The 16,568-nt window shown below is 61.7% G+C and carries 15 protein-coding genes; 5 read left to right on the top strand and 10 right to left on the bottom strand.

Annotation, left to right across the window (positions count from 1 at the left end; translation table 11 throughout):
* Positions 1-24: 24 nt before the first annotated feature.
* From G5S42_RS13020 to G5S42_RS13005, 4 genes are read right to left on the bottom strand one after another with little or no spacing between them, the layout of a single operon-like run.
* On the bottom strand, positions 25-2,949 hold the full coding sequence (locus G5S42_RS13020; RefSeq protein WP_176107107.1) for a molybdopterin-dependent oxidoreductase: 2,925 nt from the start codon (positions 2,947-2,949) through the stop codon (positions 25-27).
* Between the two features lie 7 nt (positions 2,950-2,956).
* The gene (locus G5S42_RS45465; protein WP_176107106.1) at positions 2,957-3,823 is read right to left on the bottom strand and encodes an FAD binding domain-containing protein; all 867 of its coding nucleotides are present in this window, start codon (positions 3,821-3,823) and stop codon (positions 2,957-2,959) included.
* Between the two features lie 3 nt (positions 3,824-3,826).
* Entirely contained in the window at positions 3,827-4,999 is a 1,173-nt protein-coding gene (locus tag G5S42_RS13010; protein WP_176107105.1) for a thiolase family protein, read from the bottom strand.
* The gene (locus G5S42_RS13005) at positions 4,996-5,433 is read right to left on the bottom strand and encodes a Zn-ribbon domain-containing OB-fold protein (protein ID WP_217709891.1); all 438 of its coding nucleotides are present in this window, start codon (positions 5,431-5,433) and stop codon (positions 4,996-4,998) included. Before G5S42_RS13005 ends, G5S42_RS13010 begins: the two co-directional genes overlap by 4 nt.
* Before the next feature lie 142 nt (positions 5,434-5,575).
* Here G5S42_RS13005 and G5S42_RS13000 point away from each other — a divergent pair, with 142 nt between their 5' ends.
* Complete coding sequence (locus G5S42_RS13000; RefSeq protein WP_176107103.1) at positions 5,576-6,277, top strand: TetR/AcrR family transcriptional regulator; 702 nt, start codon at positions 5,576-5,578, stop codon at positions 6,275-6,277.
* Between the two features lie 702 nt (positions 6,278-6,979).
* Here the strand turns inward: G5S42_RS13000 and G5S42_RS12990 are convergent.
* From G5S42_RS12990 to G5S42_RS12980, 3 genes are all read right to left on the bottom strand, one after another.
* Positions 6,980-7,495, bottom strand: coding sequence for a hypothetical protein (locus G5S42_RS12990; RefSeq protein WP_176107101.1), 516 nt, complete (start codon positions 7,493-7,495; stop codon positions 6,980-6,982).
* 250 nt (positions 7,496-7,745) lie between these two features.
* Positions 7,746-8,225, bottom strand: a complete 480-nt coding sequence (locus G5S42_RS12985) for a nuclear transport factor 2 family protein (protein WP_176107100.1) — start codon at positions 8,223-8,225, stop codon at positions 7,746-7,748.
* Positions 8,226-8,234: 9 nt separating this feature from the next.
* Positions 8,235-8,906: a TetR/AcrR family transcriptional regulator gene (locus tag G5S42_RS12980; RefSeq protein ID WP_176107099.1), complete on the bottom strand. Its 672-nt coding sequence runs from the start codon at positions 8,904-8,906 to the stop codon at positions 8,235-8,237.
* Positions 8,907-9,028: 122 nt separating this feature from the next.
* Between G5S42_RS12980 and G5S42_RS12975 the strand changes: the two genes are divergently transcribed.
* On the top strand, positions 9,029-9,679 hold the full coding sequence (locus tag G5S42_RS12975; RefSeq protein WP_176107098.1) for a YceI family protein: 651 nt from the start codon (positions 9,029-9,031) through the stop codon (positions 9,677-9,679).
* Positions 9,680-9,720: 41 nt separating this feature from the next.
* Here G5S42_RS12975 and tdh read toward each other — a convergent pair whose 3' ends face one another.
* Positions 9,721-10,752, bottom strand: a complete 1,032-nt coding sequence (gene tdh / locus G5S42_RS12970) for an L-threonine 3-dehydrogenase (protein ID WP_176107097.1) — start codon at positions 10,750-10,752, stop codon at positions 9,721-9,723.
* Positions 10,753-10,780: 28 nt separating this feature from the next.
* Complete coding sequence (locus G5S42_RS12965; protein ID WP_176107096.1) at positions 10,781-11,986, bottom strand: glycine C-acetyltransferase; 1,206 nt, start codon at positions 11,984-11,986, stop codon at positions 10,781-10,783.
* Between the two features lie 137 nt (positions 11,987-12,123).
* Between G5S42_RS12965 and G5S42_RS12960 the strand changes: the two genes are divergently transcribed.
* The 3 genes from G5S42_RS12960 to G5S42_RS12950 all read left to right on the top strand — a co-directional run bounded on the left by G5S42_RS12960 (position 12,124) and on the right by G5S42_RS12950 (position 14,434).
* A complete protein-coding gene (locus G5S42_RS12960) occupies positions 12,124-12,771 on the top strand; it encodes a helix-turn-helix domain-containing protein (RefSeq protein ID WP_176107095.1) in 648 nt (215 codons plus the stop codon).
* Positions 12,772-12,838: 67 nt separating this feature from the next.
* On the top strand, positions 12,839-13,237 hold the full coding sequence (locus G5S42_RS12955) for a DUF2471 family protein (RefSeq protein ID WP_176107094.1): 399 nt from the start codon (positions 12,839-12,841) through the stop codon (positions 13,235-13,237).
* 114 nt (positions 13,238-13,351) lie between these two features.
* Entirely contained in the window at positions 13,352-14,434 is a 1,083-nt protein-coding gene (locus G5S42_RS12950) for a tyrosine-type recombinase/integrase (RefSeq protein WP_176107093.1), read from the top strand.
* A 70-nt stretch (positions 14,435-14,504) separates the two neighbouring features.
* Here G5S42_RS12950 and G5S42_RS12945 read toward each other — a convergent pair whose 3' ends face one another.
* On the bottom strand, positions 14,505-15,734 hold the full coding sequence (locus G5S42_RS12945; protein ID WP_176107092.1) for a DNA-binding protein: 1,230 nt from the start codon (positions 15,732-15,734) through the stop codon (positions 14,505-14,507).
* Positions 15,735-16,568 lie beyond the last annotated feature (834 nt).

Genomic DNA, 16,568 nt, shown 5'->3' with positions numbered 1-16,568 from the left:
TCGTTATCCCAGCAAGTTCTTCGTTCAAGGTGTGTCGAGGGCGGCGTCGCTGTACGCGCCGGCGGCATGCAGACGATCAAAGATCATTTCAGGCAGCACAGGTGTTTCGTCAAAGCGAATCGACCATCGGCTCAGCGCATCCTCGATGGCACTGACGATCGCAGCGGAGGCAGGAATCGTCCCGCCCTCCCCGGCCCCTTTGACGCCGAGAGGGTTGTTCGGTGACGGAGAAACAAGATGCGCCATCTCTATGTGGGATGGCATGTCGAGTGCGGTAGGCAGCAGAAATTCGGCGAAATTCGTCGCAAGCGGCTGGGCATTCTCGTCGTAGCCGTGGCGCTCGAGCAGCGTATTTCCGATCCCATGGGAAATCGCGCCAATCACCTGCCCCTCGACGAGCATCGGGTTGATAACGGTCCCGCAATCGTGTGCAACGCCATAGCGCAAGACCTTTACGTAGCCAGTCCCGATATCCACCTCGACTTCCGCGAATGCCGTTCCGTTGGCATAGACGCTGGCTCTCGGGGAGAAATAATGGGTGACCGTCATGCCCGCATCCAGTCCGTCAGGTAGCGTGAACCCAGCTATCCCATACGAAATTCGTGCGATTTGCCCGAGCGGCAACGCCTTGTCCGGCTGGCCTCGCACGCGTGCGGCGCCACGCACGATCTCGATCTGATCCAGAGGTACACGCAGGGCGTGTGCGGCGAGCCCCCTGATTTTTCCGGCGAGCTTGCCGCATGCGATGTGAACGGCATTGCCGGCGTTGACGGTGATCCGGCTCGCGAATGTCCCGATGCCCATGGCGAGCCTGCTCGTATCGCCGACGACTACCGTAATGGCATCCATCTCGACACCGAGCTGATCGGCAGCGATCTGGGCAAAGATGGTTTTCATTCCTTGCCCTTGCGCGCCGGCACCACCGACGTCCAGGTGTATGCGTCCGTCGTTTTGCAACGTGACTTCCGCCCCTTCATAGGGACCGAGGCCGCAACCCTCGACATAGTTGGCAAAGCCAATCCCGAGATACCGTTGCTGCGCGTGCGCGCCCTCCTGACGGGCGCGAAACGCATCCAGACCGGCAAGCTCGACTGCCTTTTCCTGAGTCTGCGGATAGTCGCCGGAGTCATACACCATCGGCGAACCGTCGCGGAATATCAGGCCAGTTTTGTACGGCAGCTGGTCCGGCTGTACGAAATTGCGGCGTCGAATTTCCAGACGGGCGAGGCCGAGCTGGTCGGCTGCCGCATCGAGCATCCGCTCCATCGCGAATACCGCTTTTGGCCGCCCCGCGCCACGCACCGGCGTGGTGGGCACCATGTTCGTGCTCGCCACTTTCAGCTTCACGTCGAATGCCGGGACGACGTACGGACCCAGCGACGAGGTCACCGCGATGATCGGCACAACAATGCCCCAAGGCACGTACGCACCGTTATCGTGGACCACGGAGCCGCGCACGCCGAGGATCTTTCCGTCCTTGTCGAGCGCCATCTCGAGATTCCACAATTGATCGCGCTCCTGGGTAATGCACAGGAAGTGCTCGCGCCGATCTTCGGTCCACTTGACCGGCACACCCAGCTTGAGTGCCGCCGAGGCCACGACCAACTCTTCCGGATAGGCAATGCCCTTGGGACCGAAAGCCCCCCCGACATCCGGCATGATGACCCGGATTTTCGCTTCGTCGTAGCCGAGCGCTTGCGCAAGAAGACGTCTCTCGAGGTGCGGTGCCTGGCCCGAATTCCAGACGGTCAACTCGCCGGTAGCGCCATCGAGCCGCGCGAGGGTTGCGCGGCACTCCATCGGGTGCGCAGTCCCGCGATGATGGAATATCTCGCGCTTGACCACGTGCGCGGCGCGCGCGAAGGCCGAGTCGACATCGCCGAAAGCAAACGGCATGTCGAGGAGGAGATTGGTCGGAACGTCGCTGTGAGCCCGTGGCGCATCCGGATCGAATATCTTCGTGATGTCGCTTGCGACCGGCAGTACCTCGTAGTCGATCTGCACCAGGTTGGCGGCGTCTTCGGCGATGTACCGGCTTTCTGCAAGAACAACGGCAATCGCCTCGCCGACGTAGCACACCTCGTCCGAGGCCAACGGCGACCACATGCGCGGCTCCGTCAGCATGTGAGTGGGTGCCAGGACCGGCAATGGCCGCCGATGTGCTTCATCCAGTTCAGCGAATGTCCAGACATGCCGTACGCCCGGTACGGCCTCTGCTGCTTGCTTATCGACGTGTTTGATGCGGGCGTGCGCGTGAGACGATCGCACGAAACAGCAATGCAATGTTCCGGGAAGGTGGATATCGTCGACGAATTGCCCCTCGCCTTTGAGCAGCGCAGGGTCTTCGGTGCGTTTGACGGGTTTGCCGACATAGCGCGCACCCACGGTTGAATCCGACGGGGAATCGCTTTCTATCGAGTGTGCGGTAACCACGCCGAAAACGGGATCGGGCTCGCCGCGCATTCGGGCGGCCGCGAGCAGCGCCGCTTCGACGATGGCTTGGTAGCCCGTGCAACGGCAGATGTTCCCGCTGATCGCATCGCGAACTTCGACCTCGGACGGGCCGGGGTTGGTTCGCAAAAACTCCGTTAGTGTGGTCAACATGCCTGGGGTGCAGTATCCGCACTGCAATGCATGGCGATCCTGAAACGCCTGCTGCAGGATGCCGAGCGAGCCGTCGGTATTCGCGAGCCCCTCCACGGTTGTGACTTTCCGCCCGTCGACCTGCCCACAAAGCTGGAGGCAGGAGCGCATGGAACGTCCATCCACCAGTACCGTGCATGCCCCGCAAACACCATGCTCGCAGCCGTAATGCGTGCCTGTCTTGCCAAGCTGGTGACGAAGAAAATCGCCGAGCGTCACTCTGGGGTCGATGTCGCAGGTCGTTGCCTGTCCGTTCAGTTCGAAGGCAATCTTTCTCTGTTCGACGAATTCGATTCTCTGATCCATGATGCCCTCAGCTTGCGTTCAATGCGCGAGCGAACGCGCGCCCAAGCGCACGCTCGGTCACGGTCCACGCGAGACGTTTCCGATATGCGGCACTGGCGCTCGTGTCGCTAAGAGCGTCAATCCAGCTTGCCCTGCTGGCTGCTGCCTTTGCCAGACGGGCGCTGGGCTGCTGTCCATGGAGGACGTCGTCAAGCTGCAGACGACAAGGTTTGCTTCCCATCCCGCACAGGACCGCATCAGCGCGCCTGATCGCATGATTCACGTCGACCGACACCATGGCCGCGGCGCCGACGATTGCAAAGTCCCCATGCCTGCGCGCGAATTCTTCGAACGCATATCCGTGCGGCTCATTCCAGATACGAAGGCGAATCTGCGTCACCATTTCGTCCGGCTCGATTGAAGTAGTCATGAAGCCGCACGCGAATTCATGAAATGGGATGCGCCGCTCTCCGCTGGGTCCCACGGCGACGATCGTCGCATTGAAGATTTCGGCAAGAGCCGGCTGCTCCGAGGCCGGATCGAGATTGCAAACGCTTCCGACAAAAGTGCCCCGATTGCGCGTCTGAATATGGCCGACCAATCGATAGGCCTCCACCATCAGTGGTGCGTATTGCTGAATCAAAGGAGATTGCTCGATATCCCGCTGGCGAACCAGTGCACCGATGCATACCTCGTCACCTTCCAGCGTTATCCCGTTGAGGCCAGGTATCGCGTTCACGTCGACCAGGTGGTCCACATAGGCGTAGCGCATGGCCAGCATCGGCATCAGAGTCTGACCGCCAGCGATGATGCGTGCGTTGTCGAGCGTGGAAAGTAGCTCAACGGCACGCGCCACGCTTTCCGGACGGTGCCAGGTAAAGGGTGCTGATTTCACTTTTCACCTTCCAAGAATGTGTATCGCGCACGCACCGTGATCGAAGCCGTAGGTGCCTCCGCCGGTGATGTGCGCCAGCCCGATTCGTGGGCCACCCCGGCTGTCTCGTGCAATCTGTCTCGCACCGCAGCGCCCCTGCAACTGGCGAGTCAATTCGACAATCTGCGCGATTCCCGAGGCTCCAAGAGGATGCCCTCTGCAAAGCAATCCGCCGGACGGATTAAACGGAATGCGGCCGTCAATGGACGTTTGCCCATCTCGGATCAAGCGAGCGCCGTCTCCGTGGGCGGCAAAACCCAGTGCTTCGTAGTAAAGCAGTTCGGCGATGGTGAACGCGTCGTGACACTCGACGACATCGATGTCAGAAGGGCCGATACCGCAGGACTCGTACGTTTCACTCGCGCAACGAACCGTCACCTCCGGCGTGGTCATGTCTCGCCCGCCCTGCATATAGCGGCCCGAGGTCAGATGGGACGCAAGTATCGTCACGGCGCCTTGCCGGTTCGCCACCGGAAGGTCGGAGGCCGCAAGCACCACCGCCGCTGCGCCGTCGCCGAGCGGGCAGCACTGATGCAAAGTCAGCGGCGAGGCCACCTGTCGGCTGCCGAGCACTTCATCCAACGAGATGGTGCTGCGGATCTGTGCATAGGGGTTGAGCGCACCATTCGCCCTGGCCTTGACAGCGATCTGCGCGAGATCTCTGGGCGATAGATCGTATTCGTGCATATATCGCTGTGCGCGCATGGCGTACAGCGCCGGCATCGTCAGACCATTAGCCGCTTCGACATCCTCATCGCCAAGGTCAAGTGGCCCGCCCCCGAGTCGCGTCAGTTGTTCTGCTCCAACGACGACTGCACAATCCACCGCACCCGCGGCAATCGCGAGGCAGGCTTGCCGGAATGCGCTCGCTGACGACGAGCAGGCGTTTTCGAAATTCGCCGCTTCGATGCCGGTCAGCCCCGTCTCACGTCCGATACGTTGGGCAGCCAACGGACCGCCGGATACCGTACCGCAATAAATAGCGCCGATGCGTCGTCGATCGATTCCGGCTTCATCAAGAGCCTCGACGACCGCTGGCGCTGCGAGCTGGGAAAGCGTCACTTCCGGGAAACGACCAAAACGGATCATGCCAGTGCCCACGACGCTCACATTTCTCAAACCCTTCGCCATGCTCATGAATTAACCTGCTGGGATAGCCCGCCGGGTGCGGTAAAGAAGTAAGTGAATTGGCTTGCCTGCTTGTTTGCCGGCACCACACACAACTCAAGCTGCTGCCCGATCTCGACTGTGTGAGGCGCTACTTCAATGCGCGCAAACATCCGCAAACCATCGCAGAGGTCCACGTAACCAACGACGTACGGCACGGTGACACCCTTCGGACCGGTATGAACGACGCTGTAGCTGTATAAGTTGCCGAACGTCTGCAGCGGCGATGCAACGAAGCTTTGACTGCCGCACTCGGGGCATGTAGTCAGGACCGGATAGAGCAGCGCCCCGCAATCCGCACACTTCGCCCCCATCAGCGACCACTTGTCCTCTCCGCGCACCACTGCGGCTGTGCCTATTCGCTTGAAACCAGTCACCTTTGATCCCTCACTCATGCCCTGCATACTGTAGTGTCATTTACACTATAGTCTATGCAGTCAATTGAAGCTGAAAAGATGGGTAAACCCTGGATTCGCCCGCTTGGGCATTTGCCTCGCGGCTGGCGGATTCCACCGACCGCGGGCAGAATGGAACCGAAAACTTTGGATGCTTACCTGGATGGTTCAAAACGTGGGAACGACACAAACGCAACGAAAGGGGACCATCGCGACGACTGGCAATCGCCCGGCGCAAGGACTGCAGGCGTATCAGCAGCGTGTCAGCCAGGAAAAACGCAGGCTGATCCTGGAGGTCGCAATCGGGGCGTTTCTGGCGAACGGATACGACACGACGACGATGGACTCCATCGGCGACGGCGCGGGCGTTTCATATGCGACCCTGTACAAGCACTTTCCCGGCAAGGAGATCCTCTTCAGCGAAGCGATGGACCACCTCTTCCATCAGCTGTTCGCACGCTGGAAGGATCACACCGTGCCGCCGGAGCTCGAGACGGGCTTGCGTGAGATTGCCCGCGCATACAACGAGCTTGTTTCTGATCCCAACATGATTGCCGCAATGCGGCTCGTCATTGCACAAGTGCAATGCTTTCCCGACATCGGACTTCGCCTCCAGCGCGCGAAAGATCTGTTCAGCGATGTGACAGATGCCTGGTTGACAAAGCGGGTGGAAGAAGGCTGGCTGGCGATCGGCGACGTGCAACTTGCCCGCGCCGAATTTATAGGAATGTTGGGCGAATCGCTTTATTTTCCCCGTCTGATGCAGATTGACTACGCGATCCGCAACGATGATGTTGAAAGAATCATCGGTAGCGCAGTCTCCACATTCCTGTCGCGCTATCGCTCGCGCTGAATGACGCGCCGCGCCCCTTGGCACCACGTGCGCCGTATCCCAGAGCCTCTCGCCCTCTTCGGACTACACGCCCGCGTTCGTTGCCGGTTCGAATAAATCGGCGGCCTCATGCGATCGGTCAACGCCTGCGGCGACGTCGCATGAGATGCATCTCCTCACGCCAATTCGCGCGTACCACACATTTCGCTGCAGCCGCCGGAGGCAAGGTGAGCCTTTTCGGGAGATACTAATTTTTCCATCCTCTTAGCTCCTGGAAATCCTCACCGTCCCGAACTCCTTCACCGTCCTTGACACCCACATGCAGGTTTTGTTGGGAGCGCGTGAGCCAGATTCATCACCGGCCACCGGACATGCGTTCAATTCGCCACTTCGTGCTGCGCCGCTGGCACCTGAAAGCGCTCAGCTTATTTCTCAACTCTTTTTTTGCCTCCTGGAAGTCCTCACTATCCTGGAACAGCTCAGCTATCCGCGAAGATTTTGAGACGGTGAACGGATGCCAGTTCAGCAGTTCACCGAAGTGAGTTTCGGACATATCTCCCGTTGACCCAACCGAAATGGAGACGAACGTGCAGTCGGGTTGAGCTCCCTAACGTCACGTACGAATCACCTCGGGAGATCTATGCGACAAGCAAGGTCGCAACTTCGTTGTCCGATTTAGGTGATTTCCCAAAGTCGCAACCTTTTTGACAACGCACAACTCCGTCAGAACTTCACCTTCACCTGAAAACCAATCGTAAAGGGCAGATTATCCGAAGGAATCGGCGGAATGACGATGAAGTTCGCGCCGACGCGCTTGTATTCGAGCATCACGATCGGCGCGACCACCGGGCCGATCGTATGATTGCTGCCGAGACCCCAGTTGCCGTAGTTATAGCCGGAGATGATCCCGCCGATCGCCGCGATCCGCACGATGCCCCAATGCGCGAACTCGGGCGCCCACACGGCGCCGCCATAGTAGGACGGCCGACGCAGCGAATTGCGAAAGCCGCCGGCCGTCAGCGCCCACTGGTTGTTCAGCCAACATTCGACGCCCAGCCCGGGGTTGAATTGCTCGAAGTGCGTATCGGGATCGGGATTGATGTGATACGAGCCGAGCATCGCGTCGACCCATACACCGCCGTCACACCAGCTCGCGTGTGCCGTGGAGACCGCCGCGAAGCTTGCGAAAAGCGCCACCGCGGCGCGCCGGATATTCTTGTTCATCTGCCTGAAGTGCATTTCTTCTCCGTCACCGGTCGAGCGCCGGTGTCATCGTGTTCTGGCGATCCGCGTGCCGCCCGACGCGCACTGTACCTGAAGCCGCGCGCTCGATGTTGAGGACTCGCTCGGCCCGGGCGGGCATGCGACGTGCCCCGCACCCGCAACCGCCAGGATAAAGGAGAACCGATGGCGTCCTGATGAACACGCGGTGAAGAAGTTCGCGGCGCGCAGCGGGCGCGCCCTCGGCGATGAACGTGGTTGGGAACGTCTACAGACCGAGATCGGACAGGCCGGGGTGATCGTCGGGCCGCCGGCCGAGCGGCCAGCGATACAAGCGGTCGGCTTCGCGGATCGGCAGGTCATTGATGCTTGCGTGACGACGCGCCATCAGACCGTGCTCGTTGAACTCCCAGTTCTCGTTGCCGTACGAGCGGAACCAGTTGTTCGAATCGTCGTGCCATTCGTACGCGAAGCGCACCGCGATGCGGTTGTCGGTGAACGACCACAGCTCCTTGATCAGCCGATAGTCGAGCTCCTTCGCCCACTTGCGGCGCAGAAATCCGACGATCTCCGCGCGGCCATGCACGAATTCGGCGCGGTTGCGCCACATGCTATCCGTCGTGTACGCGAGCGAGACGCGCTCGGGTTCGCGCGTGTTCCACGCGTCTTCCGCGGCGTGCACTTTCTGGGTCGCGGTGTCGCGCGTGAACGGCGGCAGCGGCGGGCGGGTTTCGATCGTATCGGCCATGATGGTTCCTCAGTCAGGTCGTGCGGTGCGCCGGGATGGCGGCCGTTTGATGGCAGCGGGTTTCGCTGCCGCGTCGAGCAAGGTCTTGCCGACGGTCTGCGCGTCGAGCGCCGCAGCGGCTTCGCCGCTGACGAGCGCCACCGCGATCGCGCCGTCGAGCAGGACGAGCCATTGCCGCGCGAGCGGCGCCGCGCGACGCGCATCGATTTGCGCTTGCGCCGCGAACGCGTCGCATTCGGCGCGCACGAAATCGAGCAGACGGGCCTTGTGTTTGCGTGCGACGACGCGGATCGGATCGTCGGCCGATTCGATTTCGCCGGCCGCGTTCAGAAACGCGCAGCCATGAAAATCAGCCGATGCGAACCACTCGCGCAGCACGTCGAACATGCCGAGCAGGCGTTTGCGCGCATTCTTACCGTACCGTTGCGTGCTGGCGATAAACCAGTTCATCCAGCGCTCGTCGCGCCGTTCGAGCGCGGCCGCGATCAGCGCGTCTTTCGATTCGAAATGCGTGTAGAAGCTTTTGCGCGCGGTGCCGGACTGCCGCACGATCGCATCGACGCCGGTTGCGTGGATGCCGCCGGCGTAAATGAGCGCCTCCGCGGCATCGAGCAGGCGGTCGCGCGCGGTGCCGGGCTGGGCCGCGTCGTTTTGGGCAGTCGGATTCGTATCGTGTGTCATCGACAAAAAGGTAGAACGATCATTCTCTCTCGTCAAGTTTTTCTTCGAGCTTCCGCGCGATGGGTACGCTTGCTGCTATCTTGATGGAGATCGCTTGACACCGCTCAACCGGAATCGCTCCGATGAAAACATCCCCCGTTCGCACCGCATGGCTACGCGCGCTGCTCGGCGCAACGCTGCTGGGCGCGATGGCCTGCACGCCGATCCAGGTGCTCACGCATTCGGTCAGTCAGAACGAGGCGCGCGTGCCGCCCGGACACTACGACATCGATCAGGACCATACGAGCATCACGTTCGATATCGATCACTTGAAATACACGCGCTTTACGATGCGTTTCAATCGCAAGCAGGGAGAACTCGACTGGAACGACGGCGGCCTCGACCGCAGTACGGCGTCGGTCGCGATCGACGCCGCGAGCATCGACACGAACGTGCCGCTGCTCGACAAGATGGTGAAAAGCGACAGCATGCTCGATGTCGCGCGTTATCCGCAGATCCGCTTCGCGAGCACGCGTTTCGAGCGCACCGGCGAAGCGCGCGGCACGCTGAGCGGCGACCTGACGATCCGCGGCGTCACGCAGCCGGTCACGCTCGACGTCACGTTCAACGGCTTCGCGCCCGATCCGCTGACGAAGAAAGACACGCTCGGCTTTTCCGCCGACGGTCATTTCAGCCGCGCGAAGTTCGGTCTGACGACCTGGTATCCGGCCGTCGGCGACGATATTCACGTGCGCATCCAGGCCGAATTCGTGAAAACGCCCGCAGGCGCGTGAGCGCGCTGCGGGCGTTGGCGTTCAGACAGTGAGATGCCGACTCAGGCAGCGGTCCAGTCGAGAATCACCTTGCCGCTTTCGCCGGAAAGCATTGTCGCGAAGGCTTCCTGATAGTCGTCGACCTTGAAATGGTGCGTGAGGATCGGCGACAGATCGAGGCCGCTTTGCAGCATCGCGACCATCTTGTACCAGGTCTCGAACATCTCGCGCCCATAAATGCCCTTGATTTCGAGGCCTTTGAAGATCACCTGAGTCCAGTCGATCGCGGTTTGCGCGGGCGGAATGCCGAGCAGCGCAATCTTGCCGCCGTGGTTCATCGCTTGGAGCATGTCCGTAAACGCGCTCGGCACGCCCGACATTTCGAGGCCGACGTCGAAGCCCTCGGCCATGTGCAGATCGTGCATCACGTCGCGCAACGATTCGCGCGACACGTTCACCGCGCGCGTCGCGCCCATCTTGCGCGCGAGGTCGAGGCGATAGTCGTTGACGTCGGTGATCACGACGTTGCGCGCGCCGACGTGCTTCGCGATGGCGACCGCCATGATGCCGATCGGCCCCGCGCCGGTAATCAGCACGTCCTCGCCGACGAGGTTGAACGACAGCGCCGTATGCGTCGCGTTGCCGAACGGATCGAAGATCGCGGCCAGATCGTCGGAGATTTCGGGCGGAATCTTGAACGCGTTGAAGGCCGGAATCACCAGGTATTCGGCGAACGCGCCCTCGCGATTCACACCGACGCCGATCGTGTTACGGCACAAATGACGGCGGCCCGCCCGACAGTTGCGGCAGAAACCGCAGGTGATGTGTCCTTCGCCCGACACGCGATCGCCGATCGCAAAGCCGCGCACTTCCTGCCCCATCTCGACGATTTCGCCAACGTATTCATGGCCGACGTGCATCGGCACCGGAATCGTCTTTTGCGCCCAGTCGTCCCACTTCCAGATATGAATGTCGGTGCCGCAAATCGCGGTGCGCGTGATGCGGACCATCACGTCGTTGTGCCCGACTTCGGGCTTCTTCACGTCGGTCAGCGTGAGGCCCGGCCCCCGTTCGAGTTTTGCCAATGCTTTCATCTGCTTCTCCGTTCCAATCACGCGGCGACTAGGCCTGGATCACGCCAAGCTCGCGGCCGACGCGCGCGAACGCGTCGACGGCGCGATCGATCTGCTCCGGCGTATGCGCGGCGCTCATCTGCGTGCGGATGCGAGCGCGGCCACGCGGCACTACCGGAAACGAAAAACCGATCACGTAGACGCCTTGCTTGAGCAGCGCATCGGCCATTTTTCCGGCGAGTTGCGCGTCGCCGAGCATCACCGGAATGATCGGATGTTCGCCCGGCACGAGCGTGAAGCCGAGCGCGCTCATCGCGCGGCGGAAATGCGCGCCGTTTTCGCGCACCCGTGCGCGCAATTGCGCGCCTTCATCACTGGCGAGCAATTCGAGTACCTTGAGCGATGCCGCCGCGATGCTCGGCGTCAGCGTGTTCGAAAACAGGTACGGGCGCGAACGCTGCCGCAGCAACTCGATGATCTCCTTGCGCGCCGCGACATAGCCGCCCGATGCGCCGCCGAGCGCCTTGCCGAGCGTGCCGGTAATGATGTCGATGCGCGCCAGCACCCCGCAATGCTCGGGCGTGCCGCGGCCGTGTTCGCCGATGAAGCCGACCGCGTGCGAATCGTCGACCATCACCAGCGCGCCGTACCGGTCGGCCAGGTCGCAGATGCCGGCGAGGTTAGCGATGATGCCGTCCATCGAGAACACGCCGTCGGTCGCAATCAGCTTGAAGCGCGCGCGCGCCGCATCGGCCTCCTGCAGACGCGCTTCGAGATCGGCGAGGTCGTTGTTCCTGTAGCGAAAGCGCTTCGCCTTCGACAGCCGCACGCCGTCGATGATGCTCGCGTGATTCAGCTCGTCGCTGATGATCGCGTCGTTTTCGTCGAGCAGCGTTTCGAACAGGCCGCCGTTCGCGTCGAAGCAGCTCGAATAGAGAATGCAGTCGTCGGTTTGCAGGAACGCGGCGAGCGCCGCCTCGAGTTGCTTGTGCACGGTTTGCGTGCCGCAGATGAAGCGCACCGACGCCATGCCGAAGCCGTCGTTATCGAGGCCCTGCTTGGCGGCTTCGATCAGCCGGGGGTCGTCGGCGAGACCAAGATAGTTGTTCGCGCAGAAGTTCAGCACATCGCTGCCGTCGGCGAGACGCACGTCGGCCGACTGCGGGCTCGCGATCACGCGCTCGCTCTTGTAGAAGCCGTCGGCGCGGATCTGGTCGAGGGTGCCGCGCAGATGGGCAAGGTATTGGTCACGCATGAACGGGACTCCTGAGGGTGACGGCGCCCGCGTTCGCTTGGGCGCGGGAAGGGCGGCCTGTTATAGTCGGTTGTCAGCTTTATCGGATTTTTTCGTTTTTCCGAACTAAAATCCGATATATCGAACAACTCTAAACGATGGGTCAGGAAATGGCAAGTTCGGGTACACGCCGCGCCGCGGCCACTGCGGCGTCCACCCCCGCTAGCGCGGCATTGCCGCCGAATGCGGCGATTGCGGCGCCGCCGCGCGTCGGCGAGCAGATTCAGCGGCTGCGCGCCGAGCGGCGCATGACGCTCGACGATCTGTCGCGAGCGGCCGGCGTGTCGAAATCGATGCTGTCGGAAATCGAGCGCGACAAGGCCAATCCGACGATCGCGGTTGCCTGGCGGCTGACCAACGCGCTCGGCGTGAGCCTCGATTCGTTGTTTGCGCCGCCGAAGTCGCCCGAGGCGATCGCCGTTTCGGGACCGCACGATATTCCTACGCTAAGCGGTCATGAAGCGAAATACCAGTTGCGTGTGTGGGGCCCCATCGAGCTGGCCGGCAAGTTCGAGTGGTACGAGCTGACGCTGCAGCCTGGCGGGGCACTGGTGTCGAACGCGCACGAGCCCGGCACGCGCGAGCATTTGACCGTGCTGCACGGTTCGATCGAAATCGAGGCGGCCGGCGCGACGAAGCGGCTCAAGGTCGCGGACACTGCGCGCTACGTCGCGGATGAACCGCACGCGATCCGCAACGTCGGCAAGAGCGAGGCGAAGGCGCTGCTAGTGGTGATTCACGGCTAGGCCGTTCGGCCAGGTTGCGCCTGATACTGTATGTTTGTACAGTATCAGGTGTCGATTGGAGCCGAGAATGAACAACCTGAAAACCGACCCTACCGATCAAACGCTCGCCGCGCTGCGCTACCAGACCGCCGCGCGCGATCTCGAACATATCGTGCGCAGCATCGCCGGGCGCTACATCGTCAAGCAGGTGCCGCTCACGTGGCGTCTGCTCCATGCCATCGAAGCCGAGGCGCTGGCCGATCTCGGTTTTGCCAGCCGGCACGACGCGCTGATGCTCGGGCTGTTCCAGCGCCCGTCCGATCTGCCTTATCCCGAAACCGATGACAGCGTGGATTTCGGCACGTCCAATGCTTTGCCCGCCGTTTTTGCGTTTGCCGTCAATGCGTACGAGGAAGCCGCGCGCTGCGCGGCGCTGCCACGGCCGGTCGATGCGCCTTTGAAGCGCGCCCGGGCATGGGGCGGCTGATGGCGGCGCCATGTCGGAATGGCTCGGATTGTCATCCGTTCCTCGAAGTCGGCCGTGCTGCGGTGAGCGCCTACAATACGCGGACTGAACGGAGCAACTAACAGAAGGATGCCCATGTCACCTCCCCATCTGTCCGACCCCGTTCCCCGTCCCGCGCCCTCTACCGATCTGTTCGATCAGCAACGCGAAGACTGGCGTCGCGACCCGCAGGTCGCGTTCGATGCGTGGCTCGCGAAGCAGCATTTCCGTCGCTCTTCGGCGTTGGTCTATCAGGCGCAGTGGGGGCAGTTTCTCGATTGGCTCGGCGCGCGGCAACAAAGCCTCGCGACGGTCGACACGCCCGCGATCGCCGAATTCGTCGCCGGCCTCGAGATCCGCAAAACGCAACGGGTCCGCTATTTACGGCTTATCGAGCGGGTGCTCGATCACGTGCGCGAGATCGAATCGGCGTCGACCAACCCGGCGCGTTTCATTGCTCAGGATGGGCAAGCCGCGTGGCGCAATGCTCGCGACAACGAGCCGACCGGGTTTCTCACGCATGCGGAACGCACAGCGTTGATCGCGCGATTGTTCGCGCCGTTGCCGGCGTTGTCGACCGCACAGCGCTGGAGAGAGCGACGCGATCGCGCGCTGATCGCCGTGTTTCTGGGTGGAGGACTGAAGACGGGCGAAGCGGGAGCGCTTACGGTTAGTTGCGTGAGAGAGGGCTCGCCGTGGGTCACGATCGAGTCGCCGAATCCGGTGCTGACGCGGCGCACACGGCTCGCGCCGTTCGCAACGGCGATTCTCGACGCCTGGCTCGCCGAACGTCGGCTAACGGAGTTGGCCGGCAATCTCGTGTTTCCCGCGTCGCCGTCCGGCAGGCCGATGCACAAGGCCACGATGCTGCGCGCGGTGGATGCACTCGTCGACGCAGCGGGAATTGCCGCATCGCGCCAATCGCGCGCGAGTCCGCAGACCTTGCGCAACACGTTTGCGGCAGACCTTTTCGAAAGCGGAGTCGAGGCCGAACAGGTCGGTCAATGGCTCGGCTTCGTGCAGGCGGTGTCCGCGAACCGGCTGTACCGCGCGTGGCAAACGTGGATTGATCAGCAGGATTCGCCCGCGACAGAGGAGCCCGATCCGGCGGCGGCGCCGTTGGCCGAGCCCCGGCGTGACGGGCGTTTGACGAGGCAAACGGGAGCCGGCGAGCCCTGAAAAACCTCACCTTTACGCTCCCGAATTTCCTCACCTTTGACGGTTTTTCCGTTGGATTGGCCGTTTCTGGTTAACGGATCGTGTGCACGGAGCGGGACGACGGCGCGGTGGACGCATCGTTCGACAGAAACTGGTTCACCGCCGCGAGCCGCGATTCGCCGAGTCCGGAGGAGTGCTCGCATTCCGGGCACAACAATTCGAAACGGTGATCGACCTGCGACAGCTCCGGTTCACCTTCCTCGCATTTCGGGCATCGCGCGGGCAGCGTCACGTGGCCGTCGGCCGCGGTGCCGATCATGCTCAACTCTTTGCTCGTGAGCCGCCCCTCGGTGACCAGCGAGCAAAGCAGCACGGCGATGGCCGGATCGATGCCCTGCTGGCCACGCAGGGCGGCGACTTCTTTGGTCAGCGCATCGACTTCGTCCGACTGCTCGCGCAGCTGCGCGTCGAGCCGGTCGCCGCGCGCCTTGGCGGCGGCAATCTGCTGAATGAACTCGAATTCCTTGCGGCTCGCGTCGCGCACGCCTGACTGATACGTCGCGGCCATGCTGCGCAGCGAATCGAGTTCGACCAGCATCGGCTTGACCCGCCGCTCCGCTTCGGCGACCGCATCCTTGATCTGCTGCGCATAGTGCTCGGTGCTTTGCCGCAATTCGACGTGCAACGCGTCGATCCGGTCGCGCAACGCCGCATTGGTGGCTTGTTCGTTTTCGAGCCGTTGCCGCAGCGCCTCGTTTTCCTGGTCGAGCCGGCGCGTGGTTGCCTGCATACCTTCAAGGTGAACGCTGCCGTGCGTAGTCGCGCTCGATAACTGAGCTTCGAGCGCGCGAACCCGCTCCCACGCGGCTTCGGCGCGCGCTTCGCTGCGCCTGATAGAGTCGTCGGCCGCATCCCGGCGAATTTCGGCGTCGCGTACGCGAACTTCGGCGGCGCTGATCTGCGCGCGGATCTCTTCACGTTCGGCATCGAGCGACGCTTTGGCCTGCACGACCGCTTCTTCGAATAGCGCGCCCAGCAGTTCGCCGGCGCGATCTTCAAGTGCCTTCGGTATTGCGCCTGCTCCAACTTTGACCCGCGAAACGTTGCGGATGCGCTCCCAGAAATGATCGATGTCTTTCGGGATGTCGCTCGCGCTGCCGGTTTGCGTGAGATCGCGCACGGCCGCCATCGATGGCCGGATGCCGAGATCGAAAAAGAGCCGTTTGCATGCATGCAGTGAAAGATCCTGGCGGCGCACGCCCTGCGCACGCATCGATTCAAGCTCATTGCGAATGGCTTGCCGCTCCTGATCCAGATTCATGTTTACCTCGATGTGGCTCGAATTGGATGGATCATAACAATTTACGTAGTGTTTGCTACCGATTTATCAGTGGCGGACGGATTGCGGTATACAGGCGGAGTTTTGCAGGCAAATCGCGATAGTAAACACGTCCGTGCCTTTTTTATCGTGAAACAAAACGAAGAATAGCCAATAAGCCATTGTATTAGAAGCGCTTTGTTAGATTCTTCCGGGATCGCGCACTGTTTCACGATTGATCACCGGTGGCTGTGGGTTGTAAGACCCGTGTCTCACGGGACTCGCGGGGTCCAAGGCTTGAGAGTAATAAAAGTAAACACCTTTGAACCCTTGTTAAAAACGTTAACGCCACGTCAAACCCTTGTCTGGCGGGGCTTTCAGCCCGGCAAGGTGAAGCTTTGCGGGAGACTTGGTGAGGGTCTGCGGGAAACTCGAGTGATGAGGTTCGGGGAACTCGGTGAGCGGGTCCGGGATGGAACGTGAGCGGGTTCAGGAAACGCCGTATACGTGGGGTTCGGGCAAAGGTGAGGTTTTGCGGGACCTCATGACCGTGAAGCGCCCGACAGCCCTCAAAAGTACCCATTCGGTTCGGGGGCCACCAAGGTGAGGGTTTTCGGGACGCTCGCGAGCGTGGTTTTTGGGGGCTTTTTTAGGGTGGTTAACCCCTTAGGTGAGCGCTGGCGGGAGAGAATATGAAACGAAGGTGAGATTTTTCGGGGCCCGGTGGCCAGTTTTGCTTTCTTTTTGAGCATCCAGACCGCTGAGGTGAGGTTTTACGGGAGCGAAGATGAATTGTCACGCGTCGACGACCCAAAAGACCGCCTGGCTGGAATCGCT

This window comes from Paraburkholderia youngii, assembly GCF_013366925.1.
GTDB lineage: Bacteria > Pseudomonadota > Gammaproteobacteria > Burkholderiales > Burkholderiaceae > Paraburkholderia > Paraburkholderia youngii.
This window is presented reverse-complemented; position numbering and strand designations above follow the sequence as displayed.